This is a genomic window from Mesorhizobium sp. L2C084A000 (genome assembly GCF_000502875.1).
Lineage (GTDB): Bacteria > Pseudomonadota > Alphaproteobacteria > Rhizobiales > Rhizobiaceae > Mesorhizobium.
This window is the reverse complement of record NZ_AYWX01000006.1, coordinates 245,471-264,909: the sequence shown is the minus strand read 5'-3', so window position 1 is coordinate 264,909 and position 19,439 is coordinate 245,471. Positions and strand designations below refer to the sequence as shown.

At 62.7% G+C, this 19,439-nt stretch carries 17 protein-coding genes and 1 pseudogene; 17 read left to right on the top strand and 1 reads right to left on the bottom strand.

What is annotated here, in order from left to right; translation table 11 throughout:
- Positions 1 to 77: 77 nt before the first annotated feature.
- The 8 genes and pseudogenes from X735_RS150555 to X735_RS150585 all read left to right on the top strand — a co-directional run bounded on the left by X735_RS150555 (position 78) and on the right by X735_RS150585 (position 7,749).
- Positions 78 to 1,070, top strand: coding sequence for a PhoH family protein (locus tag X735_RS150555; RefSeq protein WP_023758127.1), 993 nt, complete (start codon positions 78 to 80; stop codon positions 1,068 to 1,070).
- A gap of 18 nt (positions 1,071 to 1,088) precedes the next feature.
- Positions 1,089 to 1,589 (top strand): rRNA maturation RNase YbeY, encoded by a 501-nt coding sequence (gene ybeY, locus X735_RS150560; protein ID WP_023811413.1) that lies wholly within the window; start codon positions 1,089 to 1,091, stop codon positions 1,587 to 1,589.
- Between the two features lie 28 nt (positions 1,590 to 1,617).
- Positions 1,618 to 2,730 carry a hemolysin family protein gene (locus X735_RS150565; protein ID WP_023811412.1) on the top strand — a complete coding sequence of 371 codons (1,113 nt, stop codon included), beginning with the start codon at positions 1,618 to 1,620 and terminating at the stop codon, positions 2,728 to 2,730.
- A gap of 134 nt (positions 2,731 to 2,864) precedes the next feature.
- Positions 2,865 to 3,334 (top strand): annotated as a pseudogene (locus X735_RS01000000165870) (VOC family protein).
- Positions 3,335 to 3,436: 102 nt separating this feature from the next.
- Positions 3,437 to 5,029, top strand: a complete 1,593-nt coding sequence (gene lnt / locus X735_RS150570) for an apolipoprotein N-acyltransferase (protein ID WP_023811411.1) — start codon at positions 3,437 to 3,439, stop codon at positions 5,027 to 5,029.
- Positions 5,030 to 5,170: 141 nt separating this feature from the next.
- On the top strand, positions 5,171 to 5,590 hold the full coding sequence (locus tag X735_RS150575; protein WP_023811410.1) for a helix-turn-helix domain-containing protein: 420 nt from the start codon (positions 5,171 to 5,173) through the stop codon (positions 5,588 to 5,590).
- Positions 5,591 to 5,758: 168 nt separating this feature from the next.
- The gene (gene metK / locus X735_RS150580; RefSeq protein WP_023811409.1) at positions 5,759 to 7,024 is read left to right on the top strand and encodes a methionine adenosyltransferase; all 1,266 of its coding nucleotides are present in this window, start codon (positions 5,759 to 5,761) and stop codon (positions 7,022 to 7,024) included.
- 23 nt (positions 7,025 to 7,047) lie between these two features.
- Positions 7,048 to 7,749 carry a tRNA (guanosine(46)-N(7))-methyltransferase TrmB gene (locus tag X735_RS150585; protein WP_023811408.1) on the top strand — a complete coding sequence of 234 codons (702 nt, stop codon included), beginning with the start codon at positions 7,048 to 7,050 and terminating at the stop codon, positions 7,747 to 7,749.
- A gap of 10 nt (positions 7,750 to 7,759) precedes the next feature.
- Here the strand turns inward: X735_RS150585 and X735_RS14925 are convergent, their stop codons facing one another.
- Positions 7,760 to 7,927: a hypothetical protein gene (locus tag X735_RS14925; protein ID WP_013527898.1), complete on the bottom strand. Its 168-nt coding sequence runs from the start codon at positions 7,925 to 7,927 to the stop codon at positions 7,760 to 7,762.
- Positions 7,928 to 8,224: 297 nt separating this feature from the next.
- Here X735_RS14925 and rimP point away from each other — a divergent pair, with 297 nt between their 5' ends.
- The 9 genes from rimP to pnp all read left to right on the top strand — a co-directional run bounded on the left by rimP (position 8,225) and on the right by pnp (position 19,364).
- Positions 8,225 to 8,869 (top strand): ribosome maturation factor RimP, encoded by a 645-nt coding sequence (rimP, locus tag X735_RS150590; protein ID WP_013527897.1) that lies wholly within the window; start codon positions 8,225 to 8,227, stop codon positions 8,867 to 8,869.
- A 49-nt stretch (positions 8,870 to 8,918) separates the two neighbouring features.
- The gene (gene nusA / locus X735_RS150595; protein ID WP_013527896.1) at positions 8,919 to 10,514 is read left to right on the top strand and encodes a transcription termination factor NusA; all 1,596 of its coding nucleotides are present in this window, start codon (positions 8,919 to 8,921) and stop codon (positions 10,512 to 10,514) included.
- A 38-nt stretch (positions 10,515 to 10,552) separates the two neighbouring features.
- The gene (locus X735_RS150600; RefSeq protein ID WP_023811407.1) at positions 10,553 to 11,203 is read left to right on the top strand and encodes an RNA-binding protein; all 651 of its coding nucleotides are present in this window, start codon (positions 10,553 to 10,555) and stop codon (positions 11,201 to 11,203) included.
- Complete coding sequence (infB, locus tag X735_RS150605) at positions 11,200 to 13,776, top strand: translation initiation factor IF-2 (protein WP_023811406.1); 2,577 nt, start codon at positions 11,200 to 11,202, stop codon at positions 13,774 to 13,776. Before X735_RS150600 ends, infB begins: the two co-directional genes overlap by 4 nt.
- Positions 13,777 to 13,901: 125 nt before the next feature.
- Positions 13,902 to 14,342, top strand: coding sequence for a 30S ribosome-binding factor RbfA (gene rbfA / locus X735_RS150610; RefSeq protein WP_023811405.1), 441 nt, complete (start codon positions 13,902 to 13,904; stop codon positions 14,340 to 14,342).
- Positions 14,342 to 15,349: a tRNA pseudouridine(55) synthase TruB gene (gene truB / locus X735_RS150615; RefSeq protein ID WP_023811404.1), complete on the top strand. Its 1,008-nt coding sequence runs from the start codon at positions 14,342 to 14,344 to the stop codon at positions 15,347 to 15,349. Before rbfA ends, truB begins: the two co-directional genes overlap by 1 nt.
- A 44-nt stretch (positions 15,350 to 15,393) precedes the next feature.
- Positions 15,394 to 16,488: a magnesium/cobalt transporter CorA gene (gene corA, locus X735_RS150620; protein ID WP_023811403.1), complete on the top strand. Its 1,095-nt coding sequence runs from the start codon at positions 15,394 to 15,396 to the stop codon at positions 16,486 to 16,488.
- A 140-nt stretch (positions 16,489 to 16,628) separates the two neighbouring features.
- Positions 16,629 to 16,940: a 30S ribosomal protein S15 gene (gene rpsO / locus X735_RS150625; protein ID WP_269470859.1), complete on the top strand. Its 312-nt coding sequence runs from the start codon at positions 16,629 to 16,631 to the stop codon at positions 16,938 to 16,940.
- A gap of 276 nt (positions 16,941 to 17,216) precedes the next feature.
- Entirely contained in the window at positions 17,217 to 19,364 is a 2,148-nt protein-coding gene (pnp, locus tag X735_RS150630; RefSeq protein WP_023811402.1) for a polyribonucleotide nucleotidyltransferase, read from the top strand.
- Positions 19,365 to 19,439 lie beyond the last annotated feature (75 nt).

Here is a 19,439-nt window from a genome sequence, read left to right as displayed (position 1 = left end):
CGGCAGATGAGGAGAGACGGTTGAGCGCAGCAGAGCTGAAGAACCTGCCCCCGGTACCGGCATCTGGGGCTTCTGACATGGCGCACATCGTTCTGACTTTCGACAACAACAAGCTTGCCAGCGCCCTTTATGGTCAGTTCGACGAAAACCTCGCCAGGCTGGAGCAGAAGCTTGGCGTCGACATCCGCTCACGCGGCAACCAGCTGACCATCAAGGGTTCGGCGTCGGCCGCCGAGCAGGCGCGCCGCGCGCTCGACAATCTCTACGGCATTCTCCAGAAGGGCGTCGATATCGGCCAGTCCGACGTCGATGGCGCCGTGCGCATGGCGATTGCCGCCGACGATCAGCTGACCCTGCCGACGCTGGAGCGTAAGGGCAAGGTTTCCGCCGCCCAGATCGCCACCCGCAAGAAGACGATCTATGCCCGTTCACTCAACCAGGACGCCTATATGCGGGCGCTGGAACGGTCGGAACTGGTGTTCGGCATCGGCCCGGCCGGCACCGGCAAGACCTATCTGGCGGTGGCGCATGCGGCGATGCTGCTCGAGCGCGGCATGGTCGAGCGCATCATTCTCTCGCGGCCTGCGGTCGAGGCCGGCGAACGGCTGGGCTTCCTGCCCGGCGACATGAAGGAGAAGGTCGATCCCTATCTGCGGCCGCTCTATGATGCGCTCTACGACATGATGCCCGCCGACAAGGTTGAGCGCGCCATTGCCGCCGAAGTGATCGAGATCGCGCCGCTCGCCTTCATGCGCGGCCGCACGCTGGCGCATGCCGCCGTCATCCTCGACGAGGCGCAGAACACCACGCCGATGCAGATGAAGATGTTCCTGACGCGTCTGGGCGAAAATTCGCGCATGATCGTCACCGGCGACCCGACCCAGATCGACCTTCCCTCCAACACCAAATCGGGCCTGGTCGAAGCCTTGCGCGTGCTGGACGGTGTGGCGGGCGCGGTCACCGTGCGCTTCAACGACGGCGATGTGGTCCGCCATCCACTGGTGGCGGAAATCGTCAGGGCCTACGACCGGGACGCCAAGCTGGCGCGCGGCCTCGGCGCCGAGAATTGATGTTGACGATGCGGCTTCATGCCTGAGGACATAATATCCGGCGACGGGAATGTTCCCGTCGACATCGACATATCGGTTGAGGCGGGCAACTGGCCCGACGAGGTAAGCCTGACGCGGCTGGTCGATGGCGCGGTCAAGGCGGCTTTTGCCGAAACCGGCGTGGCGGGCCGTTCCGAACTCAGCCTCGTTTTTACCGACGACGCCCATGTCCAGCTCCTCAATGCCGGCTGGCGCGGCAAGGACAAGCCGACCAACGTCTTGTCTTTCCCGGCTTTTCCGTTTGCGCAAGGCGGTCCGTTGCCGCCGATGCTGGGCGACATCGTGCTGGCCGCCGAAACGGTCGCCCATGAAGCGGCACTGGAAGACAAGCCGGTCGAGAACCATATCACCCATCTCGTCATCCACGGCCTGCTGCATTTGCTGGGCTACGATCACGAGACCGAGGCCGAGGCCGAGGCGATGGAAGCCGTCGAACGCGCGGCGCTTGCAAGGCTTGCCATTCCCGACCCCTACGCGTAACTACATCTGATCAATTGACCGGACGACGATGAACGACAAACCAGAGACTGCCGCCCGCCCCGACGCCGGCAGTGCGAACAAGGCTTCCGACACGTCGGAAGAGGGATCAAGTCCGAGTACCGTTACGTCTGGCGCTAGCAGTACCTCTGCTGCTGCCGGTGCTGGCAGCGCTGCCAGCGAGACGTTGCCTGCCGGTCCCTCACTGTTCGACCGCGTTCTGGGCCTGTTCAGGCAACGCAACGGAACCAGCCTGCGTGAGGAAATTGCCGGCGCGCTAGCCGAGACGACGAGCGATGCCGGCGCCTTCTCGCCCGGCGAACGCGCCATGCTCAACAACATCCTGCGGCTGCGCGAAGTGCGCGTCGAGGACGTCATGGTACCGCGCGCCGACATTCAGGGGGTCGAAATCACGACGACGCTCGGCGATCTCCTGGGCACTTTCGAACAATCCGGCCATTCGCGCATGCCGGTCTATTCCGAGACGCTCGATGATCCGCGCGGCATGGTCCATATCCGTGACGTGCTGGCCCACATCACCAAGATCGCGCGCGTCAAGAAGGGCCGCACGACCAGGAAAACCCCCGCTGCCACGGTTCTCGATCTTGCCCAGGTCGACCTCGCACGCACCATTGGCGACCTCAATCTGATCCGCCCGGTGCTGTTCGTGCCGCCGTCGATGCTTGCCTCCGACCTGATGGGCCGCATGCAGACGACGCGCACCCAGATGGCGCTGGTCATCGACGAATATGGCGGCACCGACGGCCTCGCCTCGCTGGAAGACATCGTCGAGATGGTGGTCGGCGACATCGAGGACGAGCATGACGACGACGAGCCGATGATCACCCAGAGCGGCGACGGCGTGTTCATCGTCGACGGCAAGGCCGAGATCGACGACGTCGCCAAGATGATCGGCGGGGATTTCGCCGCCGGTGAACATGGCGAATATGTCGACACGATCGGCGGCATGATTTTCAACACGCTTGGCCGTGTTCCGGCCCGCGGCGAGGTGGTGCAGGCCATACCCGGCTTCGAGTTCCACGTCCTCGACGCCGATCCGCGCCGCGTCAAGCGCGTGCGCATCGTGCAGAGCCAGAAGGGTGAGCGCCGCCGGCGCGCCACCGCGCGCACCGAACAGGCGTAAGCATGATGCCGAAAAGTTGCAGACTTTTTGGATGAACATCATGCGGCAAAACCAGGGCTTAAGCATGATGCCGAAAAGTTGCAGACTTTTCGAATGAACATCATGCGGCAAAACCAGAATCCAGGCGCTTAGGGATGGCGGTCGAGGACCCCTTCAAGCATCCAAGTCTGGGGTCCGGTGTTTTCTATAAGGACCCTCGTGCCGCGCTGGACTGGCTGGAAGCAGCCTTAGGCTTCGCGCGCAGCATGGTGGTCAGCGATGCCGAGGGAAACTCGTCCATGCAGAGATGCGATTCGGCGACAGCTACATCATCGTAGATTCCGAATGGAGCGATTATGTTGCCAGCCCGGCTTCGGTCTTGGGCAAGAACACGCAGTCGATCTATGTCAGGCTGAAGCGCGGCCTGGATGCGCATTGCGAGCAGGCGCGGGCGGTCGACGCTGATATAATCCAGGAGCCGGCGGATCAGTTCTACGGCGAGCGCCAGTATCGTGCACGCGACCCCGAAGGCCATGTCTGGACCTTCACGCAGACCATCCGTTCGGTTCCGCGCGAGGAGGCCGAGCGGCTGGGCGGCGTCCAAATCGAGGGTTGGCACCGGTAGGGCAGGGCCGAAGCTGTGCATCTCAGCCAGCCCATCCGCCGTTTGGAGCGCGGAGCGCAGCCTGTTAAATCTTGTGTCCTGATTCGCGACTCGGAAGTATGCATGGAGCGCCTCACCGGCCGGATAATTCTGCTTTGGGGTTGGCGGCGTGCGCTCGTGGCGTTTCTCGCAGGCGCTTTTGCCGTGCTTGGGCAGGCGCCTTACGATTTCTTCGCCGCCTGTTTCGTCTCGTTTCCGCTGCTGGTCTGGCTGCTCGACGGCGCCACCGGCGAAGCTTCCGGCAGCCTGTTCCAGCGCCTGCGGCCGGCTTTCGCCGTCGGTTGGTGGTTCGGTTTCGGCTATTTCCTCGCCGGCCTCTGGTGGATCGGCTCGGCGCTGCTGGTCGAGGCCGACAGTTTTGCCTGGGCGCTTCCCTTCGCGGTGGTCGGCATTCCTTTCATGCTCGCCTTTTTCTACGGCTTTGCGGCAATCGTTGCCCGGCTGCTGTGGAGCAACGACATTGGCCGCATCGCCGCCCTTGCCTTCGGCTTCGGCCTGGCGGAATGGCTGCGCGATTGCCTGTTCACCGGTTTTCCCTGGAATGCCGTCGGCTACGCGGCCATGCCCGTGCCGCTGCTGATGCAGAGCGTCTCGGTGACGGGCATGATCGGCATGAACGCGCTCGCGGTGTTCGTCTTCGCATTGCCGGCACTGCTGGCGGCACGTCGGCATCTGCGCCTCGGCGCGGCACTGTTTGTCGTGCTCGCCGCCGCCCATGTCGGCTTCGGCTATGTCAGGCTTGCCGCTCCCGAACCGCCAGCTTCACGCAGCCTGGATGTCCGCATCGTCCAGCCGGCCGTTGACCTGTCGGAAAAATGGGATGCCTCGGTGCGCGACCGCATCTTCGCGGTCCTGATGGGGCTCTCGGCCAAGGCGCCGGACCCAGGCCATCAAAAGCCGCAACTGATCTTGTGGCCCGAAACCTCGGTGCCGTTCCTCTTCACCGAGCGTCCGGACGCATTGACGGCGCTGGGGGACATGCTCGGACCCGGCCAGATGCTGATTGCCGGCGTCGTTCGCGAGGAAGGCGGTTCGGCCGCGAATGCCGACAGCCGTTACTACAACTCCGTGGTGGCGATCGACGACAAGGGTGAAATCGCTGACGCCGTCGACAAGGTTCACCTGGTGCCGTTCGGCGAATACCTGCCTTTCGCCGATCTGCTCCAGCGTTTCGGCATCGAGCAACTGGTTGCCGGGCCGATGAGTTTCGCGGCCGGCAATGAGCGCCACGCCATCACGCTGCCCGATGGCATCCGTGCGCTGCCATTTATCTGTTATGAGGTGATCTTTCCCGATCTTGTGGCAGTTGACGCTGCGTCAGCGCAGCTTATTGTGAACGTTACCAACGATGCGTGGTTCGGCGACACGCCGGGTCCGTATCAGCATTTCAGGCAGGCCCAGATCCGTGCGGTGGAAAATGGATTGCCATTGGTGCGTGCTGCCAACAACGGCATCTCGGCCGTCGTCGATCCGCGTGGGCGCATCGTCGATGCGCTTGCGATCGACGCACGCGGCGCCATCGACGCCCACATACCGATTTCCGGACAGGCGCTCATATCTCCCGGCCAACGGCGCATTAACGGAATGCTGATCATGTTGCTGTTTGCCGTTGGGGCAGCGCTGTTGAACGTAAGGCAAAGGCTACGGGTGAATTGACAGCCCACACATTAGAAACTCATACTGTAAGTGCCTGAAAATTTCTCGAAGCCGGTGGATCGTTCTGTTGGGGCAGTTGCCTCCGGCTTTGTTTGGGCAGGAAAAAAATAGAGAAAGCCGAAAAAATTCGGCGAGGAAAAAATGACAGAAGACAACAAGAAGAAACCGAATCCGATCGACATCCATGTTGGCAGTCGCATCCGGCTTCGCCGCAACATGCTGGGAATGAGCCAGGAAAAGCTGGGAGAAAACCTCGGCATCACATTTCAACAGATTCAGAAATATGAAAAAGGCACCAACCGCGTCGGCGCCAGCCGATTGCAGGCGATAGCGTCCATACTCGGCGTGCCTGTCGCCTTCTTTTTCGAGGATGCGCCCGGCCAGGAGCCCGTGGCGGGCCGCGGATTTGCCGAGGACGCGTCGATGGCTTTCGCCGTCGAATTCTGCGGCAGTCCCGAAGGACTCCAGCTCAACCGGGCCTTTGTCAAGATCGCGGACGCCAAGGTGCGCCGCAGGATCATAGACCTGGTCAAGTCCCTCTCCACCGACGATCCCGACTGATCGGCAATCACGCCAGGACTGGCGGCGTCTTGCCGCCGGTGGCACAAGATAACTGCATCGACATCATGCCAGAACCGAAGCACCGCTTGACGAGCGGCGCTTCGCCCCGCTAACACGTGGCGCGCCAAAATCGGCAGCCTGCCGATCGTTTTTCAAGAGGGGACACCCGTGACGCGGCAGAACTACTTCTTTACCTCGGAATCCGTTGCCGAGGGCCATCCCGACAAAGTCTGTGACCGGATTTCCGACGAGATCGTCGATCTGGTGTATCGCGAAGCCAAGAAGACCGGCATGGACCCGTGGAAAGTCCGTGTCGCCTGCGAGACGCTGGCCACCACCAACCGTGTCGTGATCGCCGGCGAAGTGCGTGTTCCCGACACGTTGCTCAAGCGGGACAAGGCCGGCAATATTCTCAAGGATGCCGCCGGGCATTCGGTCGTCAATCCGGCCAAGTTCAAATCGGTCGCCCGCAAGGCGATCCGCGAAATCGGCTACGAGCAGGCCGGCTTTCATTGGAAAACGGCGAAGATCGAGGTTCTGCTGCACGGCCAGTCGCCTGACATCGGCCAGGGCGTCGACAATGCCTCCGACCGTCAGGGCGAAGAGGGTGCCGGCGACCAGGGCATCATGTTCGGTTACGCCTGTCGCGAGACGCCGGATCTGATGCCGGCGCCGATCTACTACAGCCACAAGATCCTCGAACTGCTGGCTGCCGCCCGTCACGAAGGCAGCGGTGAAGCCGGCAAGCTCGGGCCGGATGCCAAGAGCCAAGTCACCGTTCGCTATGTCGACGGCAAGGCCGCCGAGGCGACGCAGATCGTGCTGTCCACACAGCATCTCGATGCGAGCTGGGATTCGAAGAAGGTCCGCAAGGTCGTCGAACCCTATATCCGAGAGGCGCTGGGCGACCTCAAGATCGCCGACGATTGCATGTGGTACATCAATCCGACCGGCAAGTTCGTCATTGGCGGGCCGGACGGCGATGCCGGACTGACCGGCCGCAAGATCATCGTCGACACCTATGGTGGTGCCGCACCCCATGGCGGCGGCGCCTTCTCCGGCAAGGACACCACCAAGGTGGATCGTTCGGCGGCCTATGCGGCGCGCTACCTGGCCAAGAACGTCGTGGCGGCGAAACTCGCCGACCGCTGCACCATCCAGCTTTCCTACGCCATCGGCGTTGCTCAGCCGCTGTCGGTCTATGTCGACTTGCACGGTACCGGCAAGGTCGACGAGGCAAAGCTCGAGGACGCGTTGCGCACGGTGATGGATCTGTCGCCGTCGGGCATCCGCCGTCACCTCGATCTCAACAAACCGATCTACGCCAAGACGTCGTCCTACGGCCATTTCGGCCGCAAGGCCGGCCGTGATGGGTCTTTCTCCTGGGAAAAGACCGATCTCGCCAAGGCACTCAAGGACGCGGTCGCCGCCTGACAGCGGCACCGCAAAGTCCCGCCATGGATCCGAAGGACAGACCAAGCCGCGCGACCGAAGCCTTTTTCGGTCGCCGGCGCGGCAAGACCATGCGCCCGCAGCAGGCGGCCGCGCTGGAAAGCGGCTTCGGCACATATCGGCTCGATCTGGCGGCCGAGCCGCCGGCTGATCTCAGCGCTTTGTTTGAGACGGATGTCCGCGCGGTTCGCCTCGAGATTGGCTTCGGCGGTGGCGAGCATCTCCTGCATCGTGCGACCGAGGCCCCAGCGATCGGCTTTATCGGCGTCGAGCCCTTCGTCAACGGCATGGCCAAGATGATGATGGCGGTGCGCGAGAAACCGCTCGGCAATTTGCGGGTTTATGACGACGACGCCACAAGGCTGCTCGACTGGCTGCCGCAAGCCTCGCTCGACGGCATCGATCTGCTCTATCCCGATCCCTGGCCGAAGAAGAAACACTGGAAGCGGCGCTTCGTCAGCCCGGTCAATCTCGAGCGGTTCGCGCGTGTGCTGAAGCCTGGTTCAAAATTCCGCTTTGCGTCCGACATCGACACCTATGTCAACTGGACCCTGCTGCATTGCCGCGCGCATGGCGCGTTCGCATGGCAGGCTTGCGAGGCGGCGGACTGGCACCGGCCCTATGAAGGCTGGCCGGGCACCCGTTACGAGGTCAAGGCCATTCGTGAGGGCCGGCGGCCGGCCTATCTTACCTTCATTCGGAAATAAGCTTGCAGTCTTAGAAGCGGCGGCCGATGCGATCGAAGGCGGCAGGCTCGACGCCGAGGTTGCGCAGGTCGTCGGCGCGCGGCCTGCGACCGGCTTCCACGGCCCGTGAAGCGGCCACGGCGCTGCCGAATACGGTGAAGAAGTCGCCTATTGCAGAAAATATCTTGCGATTGCTCATGATCATGTCCTTTCGCGCACGTGTGACCCACGGCCACATTTGTGCAGCGCAACATAGGTAGGTGCGTTTCGGCGCCAATCCCATGGGGGTCGCCGCATAGGCGCCATGCACCCCATGCAACGCTGGCGCGGGCCGCCTCGATGGCGGCGTTGCCCGACCAGCATAGCGGGCTTGAAACACAGGCCATGATCGTTTATATCAGCCTCAAATTCTTGGTCGGTATGACGAAGAGTGGGTCCACCCGGTCCCGCTCTTTTTTATTACCTGCCGATAACCTAGTAGAACGACAGGGCTTCAATGACTGCAACGGCAAGCGAGGGCGACGATCGCATCATCCGCGAAAGCGGCATCGATGCGCGCATCGCGCTGATCGTCCAGCCGGTCCTGCGTGGCATCGGCTTCCGCCTCGTGCGGGTGCATCTGTCGGGCCAGAACGGGCTGACGCTGCAGATCATGGCCGAACGCGAGGACGGCACCATGACCGTCGAGGATTGCGAAGAGGTCAGCCGCGCGGTGTCGCCGGCGCTCGACGTCGACGATCCGATCGAAAAGGCCTATCATCTTGAAGTCTCATCGCCCGGCATCGACCGGCCGCTGGTCCGCAAATCGGATTTCACGACCTGGACGGGTCATCTGGTGAAGATGGAAACATCGATCGTCGTTGCCGACCGCAAGCGCTTCAAGGGCAAGATCGCCGAAGCCGGCGAAGACGATGTGCTGATCGAGCGCGACAAGGCCGCCTATGGCGAGGAGCCGACGGTGCGCGTCCCCTATGATGCGATTGCCGATGTGCGCTTGATCCTGACAGACGATCTTATCCGCGATGCCCTGTCGAAGGACAACAGGGCGCGCAAGGAAGCCAAGAAACGCCGCGGCGAACCGGACGACGACGAGTCGGGTGCGGAAGCGGACGCCACGGAAGAACACGAACAGGAACTATGATTGAGCTGCCGGGCGCAAAGGTCCGGCAAACAGGCTCGGGAGAAAAACGATGGTTGTAAGCGCCAACAGACTTGAATTGCTGCAGATCGCCGACGCGGTCGCGCGTGAAAAGTCGATCGACAAGTCGATCGTCATCGCCGCCATGGCCGATGCGATCCAGAAGGCGGCGCGCTCGCGTTACGGTCAGGAGACCAACATCCGCGCCGACATCAACCCGAACACCGGTGAGATGAAGCTGCAGCGGCTGATGGAAGTCGTCGAGAAGGTCGATGACTACGCCACGCAGATCGCCATTTCCTCGGCGCGCGAGCGCAATCCCGACGCTCAGCTCGGCGACTTCATCGCTGAACAGCTGCCGCCCATGGATTTCGGCCGCATCGCCGCCCAGTCGGCCAAGCAGGTCATCGTGCAGAAGGTCCGCGAGGCCGAACGCGACCGCCAGTATGACGAGTACAAGGACCGCATCGGCGAGATCGTCAACGGTACCGTCAAGCGCGTCGAATACGGCAACGTCATCGTCGATCTCGGCCGCGGCGAAGCGATCATCCGCCGCGATGAGCTGATCCCGCGCGAGAACTACAAATATGGCGACCGCGTCCGCGCCTATGTCTACGATGTGCGCCGCGAGCAGCGCGGCCCGCAGATCTTCCTGTCGCGTACTCATCCGCAGTTCATGGCCAAGCTGTTCACCATGGAAGTGCCGGAAATCTATGACGGCATCATCGAGATCAAGTCGGTCGCCCGCGACCCGGGTTCGCGCGCCAAGATCGCCGTCATCTCGCGCGACAGCTCGATCGATCCGGTCGGCGCCTGCGTCGGCATGCGCGGCAGCCGCGTCCAGGCCGTCGTCGGCGAATTGCAGGGCGAGAAGATCGACATCATTCCGTGGTCGCCTTCGGCGGCGTCCTTCATCGTCAACGCGCTGCAGCCGGCGGAAGTCGCCAAGGTCGTGCTCGACGAGGATGCCGAACGCATCGAAGTCGTGGTTCCCGACGACCAGCTGTCGCTGGCCATCGGCCGCCGCGGCCAGAACGTGCGCCTGGCTTCGCAGCTGACCGGTTGGGATATCGACATCCTGACCGAGGCCGAAGAATCCGAGCGCCGCCAGAAGGAATTCGTCGAGCGTTCGTCGCTGTTCATGGAAGCCCTCGACGTCGACGAGATGGTCGGCCAGGTGCTGGCCTCCGAAGGCTTCACCAGCGTCGAGGAAGTCGCTTATGTCGATTCCGGCGAGATCGCCTCTATCGACGGTTTCGACGAGGACACCGCTTCGGAAATCCAGACCCGCGCTCGCGAATATCTGGAGAAGATCGAGGCCGAGCACGACGACAAGCGCAAGGCGCTCGGCGTTTCGGACGAATTGCGCGAAATCCCCGGCGTCACCACCGCCATGATGGTGACGCTTGGCGAGGACGGCGTGAAGACGATCGAGGATTTCGCCGGCTATGCCGCCGACGACCTGACCGGCTGGAAGGAACGCAAGGACGGCGAGACAAAAGTCTATCCGGGCGTGCTCGCCAATCATGGCGTGACCCGCGCAGACGCCGAACAAATGGTTCTGGCCGCCCGCCTCAAGGCCGGCTGGATCACCGAAGACGAGCTTGCAGCCGAAGAAGTCTCGGCTGACGAAGCCGTTGGTGCGTGAGGTGAAACCGCATCGCACCGAACCCGCCCTTGGACGAGATGAACGATCGCACCTGCATCGTTACGCGCAAACAAGCCGAACCGGATGATCTGATCCGGTTTGTCGTCGGCCCGGATTCGGCCGTCGTTCCCGACATCAAGAGAAATCTGCCCGGCCGCGGTTGCTGGGTGAGCGCCGACCGCCTACATATCGACAAGGCTGCGGCGAAGAACCTCTTTGCCCGCGCCTTCAAGGCACAGGTGGTCGTGCCGCCCGATCTTGGCGGCATGATCGACGGGCTACTTTCCAGGCACGCTCTGGGCATGCTTGGTCTTGCCCGCAAGGCAGGCGCAATTTCGCTTGGTGCTACCAAGGTCGAAAGTGCTGTCCGCGGTGGATTGGCGCTTTTCGTGCTCCACGCGACCGAGGCGTCCGACGACGGCGTGCGCAAGATCAGCCAGGCGCGACGGGCGACAGTCCATCTCGGCGGGCCCGCCATCCTTGCCTACAAACTTTTCTCCGAGGCCGAGTTGAGCTTGGCATTGGGGGGTACAAATGTGATACATGCTGCCGTTCTCGCGGGAGACGCGGGCAGGGCGGTCCAGAAGCGCATGGTTGCGCTCGACCGGTATCGGGGCGGTTCCCCGGACGATCTGGCAATGCTTGCGGCTGTTGCTGACGAAGATGATGCCGCAGAGGATATGGAATGAGCGATACGAAATCGGGTGACGACAATACGCTGAGTGTGACGCCGAAGAAGACCTTGACGCTGAAGCGGCCCGGTATGGAACAGGGCACTGTGCGCCAGAACTTCTCGCACGGCCGCACCAAGCAGGTCGTCGTCGAAACCAAGAAGCGCAAATTCTCGATGCCCGGCGACAAGCCGGAGCCCGTTGCCGCCCCCGTCTTCACACCGAAGCCGGCGGTCGTGGCCGCGCCCGTCGTCGTGCCGGAAGCACCGAAGGCGCCGCCACCCCCGCCGCCACCGGCCCCCGTCGAGCGCAGCGGCATGGTGCTGAACGAACTTTCGCGCAGTGAAATGGAAGCACGCCGCAGGGCCCTCGAGGGCTCGAAAGTTCGCGAGGTCGAGGACCGCCAGCGCGCCGCCGAGGATGCCAAGCGTCGCGCCGAGGACGAAGAGCGCCGCAAGCGCGAACGCGATGAATCCGCACGCCGCCAGGCCGAGGAAGAGGCGCGGTTGCAGACCGAAGCCGAATCCCGCCGTCGGGCTGAGGAAGAGGCCCGTCGACGCGCGCCATTGGCTGCCGAACTGGCAACAGTCGATGATGAGGAAGTGGCCAAGCCGAAGCGTGTTGGTGCCGGCGCACCGGTGCGCCGTCCGGTCACGCCCGAAGTGGCGCGTCCGGCCAAGCCGACCAAGGCCGAGGAAGACCGCCGCCGCGGCAAACTGACGCTGAATTCAGCATTGTCCGACGAAGACGCGCGAGCCCGGTCGCTGTCGTCGATGCGTCGCCGCCAGGAAAAATTCAAGCGCGCGATGCACAATGAGCCGCGCGAGAAAGTCATGCGCGAAGTGATCCTGCCAGAGACCATTACCATCCAGGAACTGGCGCAACGCATGTCCGAGCGCGCGGTCGACCTGGTCAAGTTCTTCATGAAGCAGGGCCAGATCCTGAAGCCGGGCGACGTCATCGACGCCGACACGGCCGAGCTGGTTGCTACCGAATTCGGCCACACGGTCCGCCGCGTCGCCGAGTCCGACATCGAGGAAGGCCTGTTCAACATCGCCGACAATGCCGAGGATCTGGTTTCGCGTCCGCCGGTCGTGACGATCATGGGTCACGTCGATCACGGCAAGACCTCGCTGCTCGACGCGATCCGCAACGCCAATGTCGTCTCCGGCGAAGCCGGCGGCATCACCCAGCACATCGGCGCCTACCAGGTCGAGAAGAACGGTCACAAGATCACCTTCATCGACACGCCCGGCCACGCCGCCTTCACGGCGATGCGTGCTCGTGGCGCCCAGGCGACCGACATCGCCATCCTGGTGGTTGCGGCCGATGACAGCGTCATGCCCCAGACGATCGAATCGATCAGCCATGCCAAGGCGGCCGGCGTTCCGATCATCGTGGCGATCAACAAGATCGACAAGCATGATGCCGATCCGCAGAAAGTGCGCTCCGAACTGCTGCGCCACGAGGTTTTCGTCGAATCCATGGGGGGTGAAGTTCTGGACGTCGAAGTGTCGGCGACCAAGGGCACCAATCTCGACAAACTGCTCGAGGCGATCCTGCTGCAGGCCGAAATTCTTGACCTGAAGGCCAATCCGGATCGTACCGCCGAAGGCGTCGTCATCGAAGCCCAGCTCGACAAGGGCCGTGGCCCCGTCGCCACCGTGCTGGTGCAGACCGGCACGCTGATGCCGGGCGACATCCTGGTTGCCGGCAACGAATGGGGCCGGGTGCGTGCGCTGGTCAACGATCGTGGCACGCAGATCAAGGAAGCGCCGCCGGCGATGCCGGTGGAAGTGCTTGGCTTGCAGGGCACCCCGCAGGCCGGCGACCGCTTCGCCGTGGTCAACAACGAGGCCCGTGCCCGCGAGATCACCGAATACCGCCAGCGTCTGGCGCGCGAGAAGGCGGTTGCCAAGCATGCCGGCCAGCGCGGTTCGCTCGAGCAGATGATGTCGCAATTGCAGACAAGCGGGCTGAAGGAATTCCCGCTGGTCATCAAGGGCGACGTGCAGGGCTCGATCGAGGCGATCAACGCCGCGCTCGACAAGCTCGGCACCGACGAGGTGCGTGCGCGCATCGTCCATGCCGGTGCCGGCGCCATCACCGAAAGCGATGTGTCGCTGGCGGAGACTTCGGGTGCCGCGATCATCGGCTTCAACGTCCGCGCCAACGTCCAGGCACGTGCCGCCGCAGCGGCGGCTGGCATCGAGATCCGCTACTACTCGATCATCTACAACCTCGTGGATGACGTGAAGGCGGCTCTGTCGGGCCTGCTGTCGCCGGAGCGTCGCGAGACCTTCATTGGCAACGCGCAGATCCTCGAGATCTTCGACATCACCAAGGTCGGCAAGATCGCCGGCTGCCGTGTCACCGAAGGCAAGGTCGAACGCGGTGCGGGGGTGCGCCTGATCCGCGACAACGTCGTCATCCACGAAGGGACGCTGAAGACGCTGAAGCGCTTCAAGGACGAAGTTTCGGAAGTCCCCGGCGGCCAGGAGTGCGGCATGGCCTTCCAGAACTACGAGGACATGCGCGTCGGCGACGTCATCGAGTGCTTCCGCGTCGAGATGGTGACCCGGACACTCTGAGTTCGAGTGACTTGTCCATACCGGGCGGTGGCCGAGAGGCCGCCGCCCGAGGTCTATTGAGAACGACCCATATGAGACATGCGGCACGGTCCCATCCCGCGCCTCACGCTTTCAGGATAGAGAAAATGCCCCGTCCAACCACATCCAGCCCATCCCAGCGCATGCTGCGCGTCGCCGAACAGGTGCGCCATGCGCTATCCGAAACCCTGCAGCGCGGCGAGATCATCGATCCGCTGATCGAGAGCACCGTGGTGTCGGTTTCGGAAGTGCGCATGTCGCCCGATTTGAAGGTCGCTACCGCTTTCGTCTCGCCGCTCGGCGCCAAGGATACCGATGCGGTGGTCGAGGCGCTGAACAAGCATGCGAAATTCGTCCGTGGCCGTGTCTCCGGCGCGCTGCGGCAGATGAAGTTCATGCCGGAGTTCCGCTTCAAGCTCGACACCTCCTTCGACAATTTTGCCAGGATCAATGACCTGTTGAAGTCACCTGAAGTGGCGCGCGATCTGGGTCCTGAGGACCAGGAAAACGCGGATCAGGGCAAAGACGACAACAAGGACACCGAATAGTGGCGCGCCGCGGCAAGAAGAAGGGCCGGCCGATCTCGGGCTGGCTGATCCTGGACAAGCCGGTCGGCATGGGCTCGACCGAAGCCGTCTCCAAGATCAAATGGCTGTTCCAGGCCGAAAAGGCCGGCCATGCCGGCACGCTCGACCCGCTGGCGTCCGGTATGCTGCCGATCGCGCTTGGCGAGGCCACCAAGACCGTTCCCTACGTGCAGGACGGCGCAAAGATCTATCGCTTCACCGTTGCCTGGGGGCAGGAGCGCTCCACCGATGACCTCGAAGGTCCGGTGACGAAAGAGTCCGACCTGCGCCCGTCGCAAGCCCAAGTGCTCGCCCTGCTGCCGAAATACACTGGCGTCATCATGCAGACGCCGCCGCAATTCTCGGCCATCAAGATCGCGGGCGAGCGTGCCTATGATCTGGCCCGCGACGGCGCGACAGTCGACATACCCGCGCGCGAGATCGAGATCGGCCGTCTGGACGTTGTCGAGCATGGCGCCGACCATACTGTTTTCGAGGTCGAATGCGGCAAGGGCACCTATGTGCGCGCGCTGGCCCGCGACATGGGCCGCGACATGGGCTGTTTCGGCCACATTTCCGAATTGCGCCGGGTCGAGGTCGAGCCGTTCACGGCGGAGGATTTCGTCACCATTGCCGAACTGGAAGCCGCCCGTTTCGGTGTCCAGGACGAAGACAGCACGACGGACGTCACGGACGCAACGGAAGCCGCTGACACGACAGAGGCTGTCGACAAGGTGGAAGTACCAATCGACTTCGACGCCATCGATGCGCTTCTGGTCGATACATCGGCCGCCCTTGACTGCCTGCCGCAGATCGCCATCAGCGACGATGCGGCGACCAAGGTCCGCCTCGGCAATCCAGTCATCATCCGCGGCCGTGATGCACCGGTGGTAGCCGAGGAAGCCTGCGCCACGGCGCGCGGCAAGCTGGTCGCCATCGGTGCCATCGAGCAAGGCATGTTCAAGCCCAAGCGGGTCTTTGCCGGGTGACTCCTGTCGTCTAATGTCGAGGCGAGGACTCGCACGAGGGGCATATGGCAAAGGCTGAGACCGTGAAGACGCGGGCACCAGTGAAAACGCGGCGGCCGCCGGTCGGTGCGTCGCCCGGCACGCTGATCGCCGATCCCTCGGCGCGGCGCAGCGAACTCAGGCTGACGCTGATCTCGCCCGAAAAATTCAAGACTATCGAAAATGCCAGCATCGACGACCTCAACACCCATTGCGACAAGTGGCCGGTTATCTGGCTCGATTGTACCGGCCTCGCCAACATCCCGCTGATCGAGGAGATCGGCCGCATTTTCAGCCTGCATCCGCTGGCGCTGGAGGACGTCGTCAACACCGGCCAGCGGCCGAAGGTCGACTTTTTCGAGGATCATGCCTTCGTCGTCGTCAGGATGATCGACGACGTCGCCTCGCACCGCTATGAGCAGATCGCCGTCTTCTTCGGCAATAATTTCGTCGTCACCTTCCAGGAGCGTGAAGGCGATCCGTTCGATCCCGTGCGCAAGCGCATCGAAAGCTCAGCGCCCAACCGGTTGCGCGCGCGCGGTGCCGATTACCTCGCCTATGCGCTGATCGACGCCATCGTCGACAGCTACTTTCCGCCGATCGAGGCCGCCGGCGATACGGTCGACAGCATCGAGGACCAGATGCTGCATTCGCCGCACAAGCATCAGATGCGGCAGCTGCATGAATTGCGGCGCGACGCCAACGTGCTGAAAGGCGTGCTGTGGCCGATGCGCGATGCGCTGGCGACGCTGATCCGCAACGATGTGCCCTATGTGAAGGCCGAGACCAAGATCTTCCTCAACGACACGCTCGACCATGCGCTACGGTTGATCGAGCTGGTCGAAACCCAGCGCGACATGCTGACCGGCCTGATCGAGATGCACCTGTCGCTGAGCCAGGCGCGCACCAACGACGTCATCAGCTATCTCACCATCGTCTCGGTCATCTTCATGCCGCTCACCTTCCTGGTCGGCATCTGGGGCATGAATTTCGATCCGGAGTCTTCGCCCTGGAACATGCCGGAACTGAAGGCCTATTATGGCTATCCCTTGTCGCTGTTGTTCATGGCGCTTGTCGCGTTCGGGCTGATCGCCTTCTTCAAATGGAAGAAATGGCTTTGACAAGGCTAAAACTCGCCATTTCGGGCTGAAAAGCCGGCTTGTGAATTGGGCTGGTGTTTTCCGGGGAATTGCACTATATGCGCCGCAGCATAGCGCTATGACGTTTTGCTTGCACCGGCCCCTGCTGGACGACATCCCGGCTGAGGGCGACCCGTTTCCTCAAACAGATAAGGAAAAACACGATGTCGATTACTGCCGAGCGCAAACAGGAATTGATGGGTGAATTCGCAACCGCCAAGGGCGATACCGGGTCTCCGGAAGTCCAGGTGGCCATCCTTTCCGAGCGCATCAAGAACCTGACCGACCATTTCAAGGACCACAAGAAGGATAACCATTCCCGCCGTGGTCTGCTTGCTCTCGTCTCCCAGCGCCGCAGCCTGCTTGATTATCTCAAGCGCAAGGACGACGCGCGCTACCAGACGCTGATCGAGAAGCTCGGTCTGCGCCGTTGACGAATTGACCGGCGGGCTTTCGAAGGAGAGCCCGCCGGTCGCGCATTCTGCCAGTCGCATCGACTGGCCAGACCCGGTTTCGATCGTGCAGAGGGCACTCGAAACCGCCCATGGACGGTCATGGGGCAGGATTGCAGGACGCTCGCGCGCGCACCGCGCCGAAATCACCCGAGCTTCCCGTTGTCTTGCCCGTGGCTGCCCGAGAAAGGAAGCCAGGGAAAGGGCATCCGCGCACCGTGAAACGGCGCGGCCCTTTCCTCATATTAAGGACAAGACATGTTCAATCACCACAAAGTGGAAATCGAATGGGGCGGCCGTCCGCTCATCCTCGAAACCGGCAAGATCGCACGCCAGGCTGACGGCGCGGTGCTCGCCACCTACGGCGAGACCAAGGTTCTCGCCACCGTCGTTTCGATGAAGGAGCCGAAGCCCGGCCTCGATTTCTTCCCGCTGACCGTCAACTACCAGGAAAAGACCTACGCCGCCGGCAAGATCCCGGGTGGCTATTTCAAGCGTGAAGGCCGTCCGAGCGAGAAGGAAACGCTGGTTTCCCGCCTCATCGACCGCCCGATCCGCCCGCTCTTCGCCTCCGGCTACAAGAACGACACCCAGATCGTCGTCACCGTCGTCCAGCACGATCTCGAGAACGATCCGGACATCCTGTCGATCGTTGCCACTTCGGCCGCCCTGACGCTCTCCGGCGTTCCCTTCATGGGCCCGATCGGCGGCGCTCGCGTCGGCTATATCAACGGCGAATATGTGCTCAACCCGCATGTCGACGAGATGCAGGAATCGAAGCTCGATCTGATCGTCGCCGGCACCACAGATGCCGTGCTGATGGTCGAGTCCGAAGCCAAGGAACTCGGCGAAGAGCTGATGCTCGGCGCGGTCATGTTCGGCCACAAGGGCTTCCAGCCGGTTATCGACGCCATCATCAAGCTGGCCGAAGTTGCCGCCAAGGAGCCGCGCGACTTCACCGCGCCGGACTATTCCGCGCTTGAAGCCGAGATGCTGAAGATCGTCGGCGACGAACTCAGCAATGCCTACAAGAACGTCGACAAGCAGAAGCGTTACGCCGCCGTCGACGCCGTCAAGGCGAAGGTCAAGGCAGCGTTTGCCCCGGCCGAAGGTGAAGACGCCAAATACACTTCCGAGCAGATCGGCAGCGTGTTCAAGGAACTCCAGGCCAAGGTCGTGCGCTGGAACATCCTGGACACCGGTTCGCGCATCGACGGTCGTGACCTGAGCACGGTTCGCAAGATCGTTTCCGAAGTCGGCGTTCTGCCGCGCACCCACGGTTCGGCGCTGTTCACCCGCGGCGAGACCCAGGCGCTGGTCGTTGCCACGCTCGGCACCGGCGAGGACGAGCAGTATGTCGACTCGCTGACCGGCATGTACAAGGAGAAGTTCCTCCTTCACTACAACTTCCCTCCCTACTCCGTCGGCGAGACCGGCCGCATGGGTTCGCCGGGCCGCCGCGAAATCGGCCATGGCAAGCTCGCCTGGCGCGCGATTCGCCCGATGCTGCCGAGTGCCGACCAGTTCCCCTACACGCTGCGCGTCGTCTCGGAGATCACCGAGTCCAACGGTTCGTCGTCGATGGCCACTGTCTGCGGCACCTCGCTGGCGCTGATGGATGCAGGCGTGCCGCTGGCCAAGCCGGTCGCCGGTATCGCCATGGGCCTGATCAAGGAAGGCGAGCGTTTCGCCGTTCTGTCCGACATCCTGGGTGACGAAGATCACCTCGGCGATATGGACTTCAAGGTCGCCGGCACCGCCAGCGGCATCACCTCGCTGCAGATGGATATCAAGATCGAAGGCATCACCGAGGAGATCATGAAGATCGCGCTGGACCAGGCCAAGGATGGCCGCCAGCACATCCTCGGCGAGATGGCGCATGCTCTGACCGGCGCGCGTTCGGAACTGGGTGAGTTCGCACCGCGCATCGAAGTGATGCACATCCCGACCGACAAGATCCGTGACGTGATCGGCTCGGGCGGCAAGGTGATCCGCGAGATCGTCGAAAAGACCGGCGCCAAGATCAACATCGAGGACGACGGCACGGTCAAGATCGCTTCGTCCAACGCCAAGGAGATCGAGGCGGCGAAGAAGTGGATCCACACCATTGTCGCCGAGCCGGAAGTCGGCGAGATCTACGAAGGTACGGTCGTCAAGACCGCGGACTTCGGCGCTTTCGTCAACTTCTTCGGTCCGCGTGACGGCCTAGTCCACATCTCGCAGCTTGCCAACGACCGGGTCGCCAAGACCTCGGACGTGGTCAAGGAAGGCGACAAGGTCTGGGTCAAGCTGATGGGCTTCGACGAGCGCGGCAAGGTCCGCCTGTCGATGAAAGTCGTCGATCAGGCCACCGGCAAGGAACTCGCCCGCGACAAGAAGACCGAAGGCGAAGAAAACGCCGCCTGATTGGTCTGAGCCATGAATCGAAACGGGCGCGGCTTATGTCGCGCCCGTTTTCATTTTCAGCCTGGGTTTCAAAGC

Excerpts from the sequence above, each read along its gene's own strand:
- X735_RS150575 (WP_023811410.1), top strand. The coding sequence starts at position 5,171 with ATGACAGAAGACAACAAGAAGAAACCGAATCCGATCGACATCCATGTT.
- rbfA (WP_023811405.1), top strand. The coding sequence starts at position 13,902 with ATGCCCCGTCCAACCACATCCAGCCCATCCCAGCGCATGCTGCGCGTC.
- X735_RS150600 (WP_023811407.1), top strand. The coding sequence starts at position 10,553 with ATGAACGATCGCACCTGCATCGTTACGCGCAAACAAGCCGAACCGGAT.
- X735_RS14925 (WP_013527898.1), bottom strand. The coding sequence starts at position 7,927 with ATGAGCAATCGCAAGATATTTTCTGCAATAGGCGACTTCTTCACCGTA.
- X735_RS150555 (WP_023758127.1), top strand. The coding sequence starts at position 78 with ATGGCGCACATCGTTCTGACTTTCGACAACAACAAGCTTGCCAGCGCC.
- X735_RS150565 (WP_023811412.1), top strand. The coding sequence starts at position 1,618 with ATGAACGACAAACCAGAGACTGCCGCCCGCCCCGACGCCGGCAGTGCG.
- lnt (WP_023811411.1), top strand. The coding sequence starts at position 3,437 with ATGGAGCGCCTCACCGGCCGGATAATTCTGCTTTGGGGTTGGCGGCGT.
- X735_RS150585 (WP_023811408.1), top strand. The coding sequence starts at position 7,048 with ATGGATCCGAAGGACAGACCAAGCCGCGCGACCGAAGCCTTTTTCGGT.
- corA (WP_023811403.1), top strand. The coding sequence starts at position 15,394 with ATGGCAAAGGCTGAGACCGTGAAGACGCGGGCACCAGTGAAAACGCGG.
- rimP (WP_013527897.1), top strand. The coding sequence starts at position 8,225 with ATGACTGCAACGGCAAGCGAGGGCGACGATCGCATCATCCGCGAAAGC.
- pnp (WP_023811402.1), top strand. The coding sequence starts at position 17,217 with ATGTTCAATCACCACAAAGTGGAAATCGAATGGGGCGGCCGTCCGCTC.
- infB (WP_023811406.1), top strand. The coding sequence starts at position 11,200 with ATGAGCGATACGAAATCGGGTGACGACAATACGCTGAGTGTGACGCCG.
- nusA (WP_013527896.1), top strand. The coding sequence starts at position 8,919 with ATGGTTGTAAGCGCCAACAGACTTGAATTGCTGCAGATCGCCGACGCG.
- ybeY (WP_023811413.1), top strand. The coding sequence starts at position 1,089 with ATGCCTGAGGACATAATATCCGGCGACGGGAATGTTCCCGTCGACATC.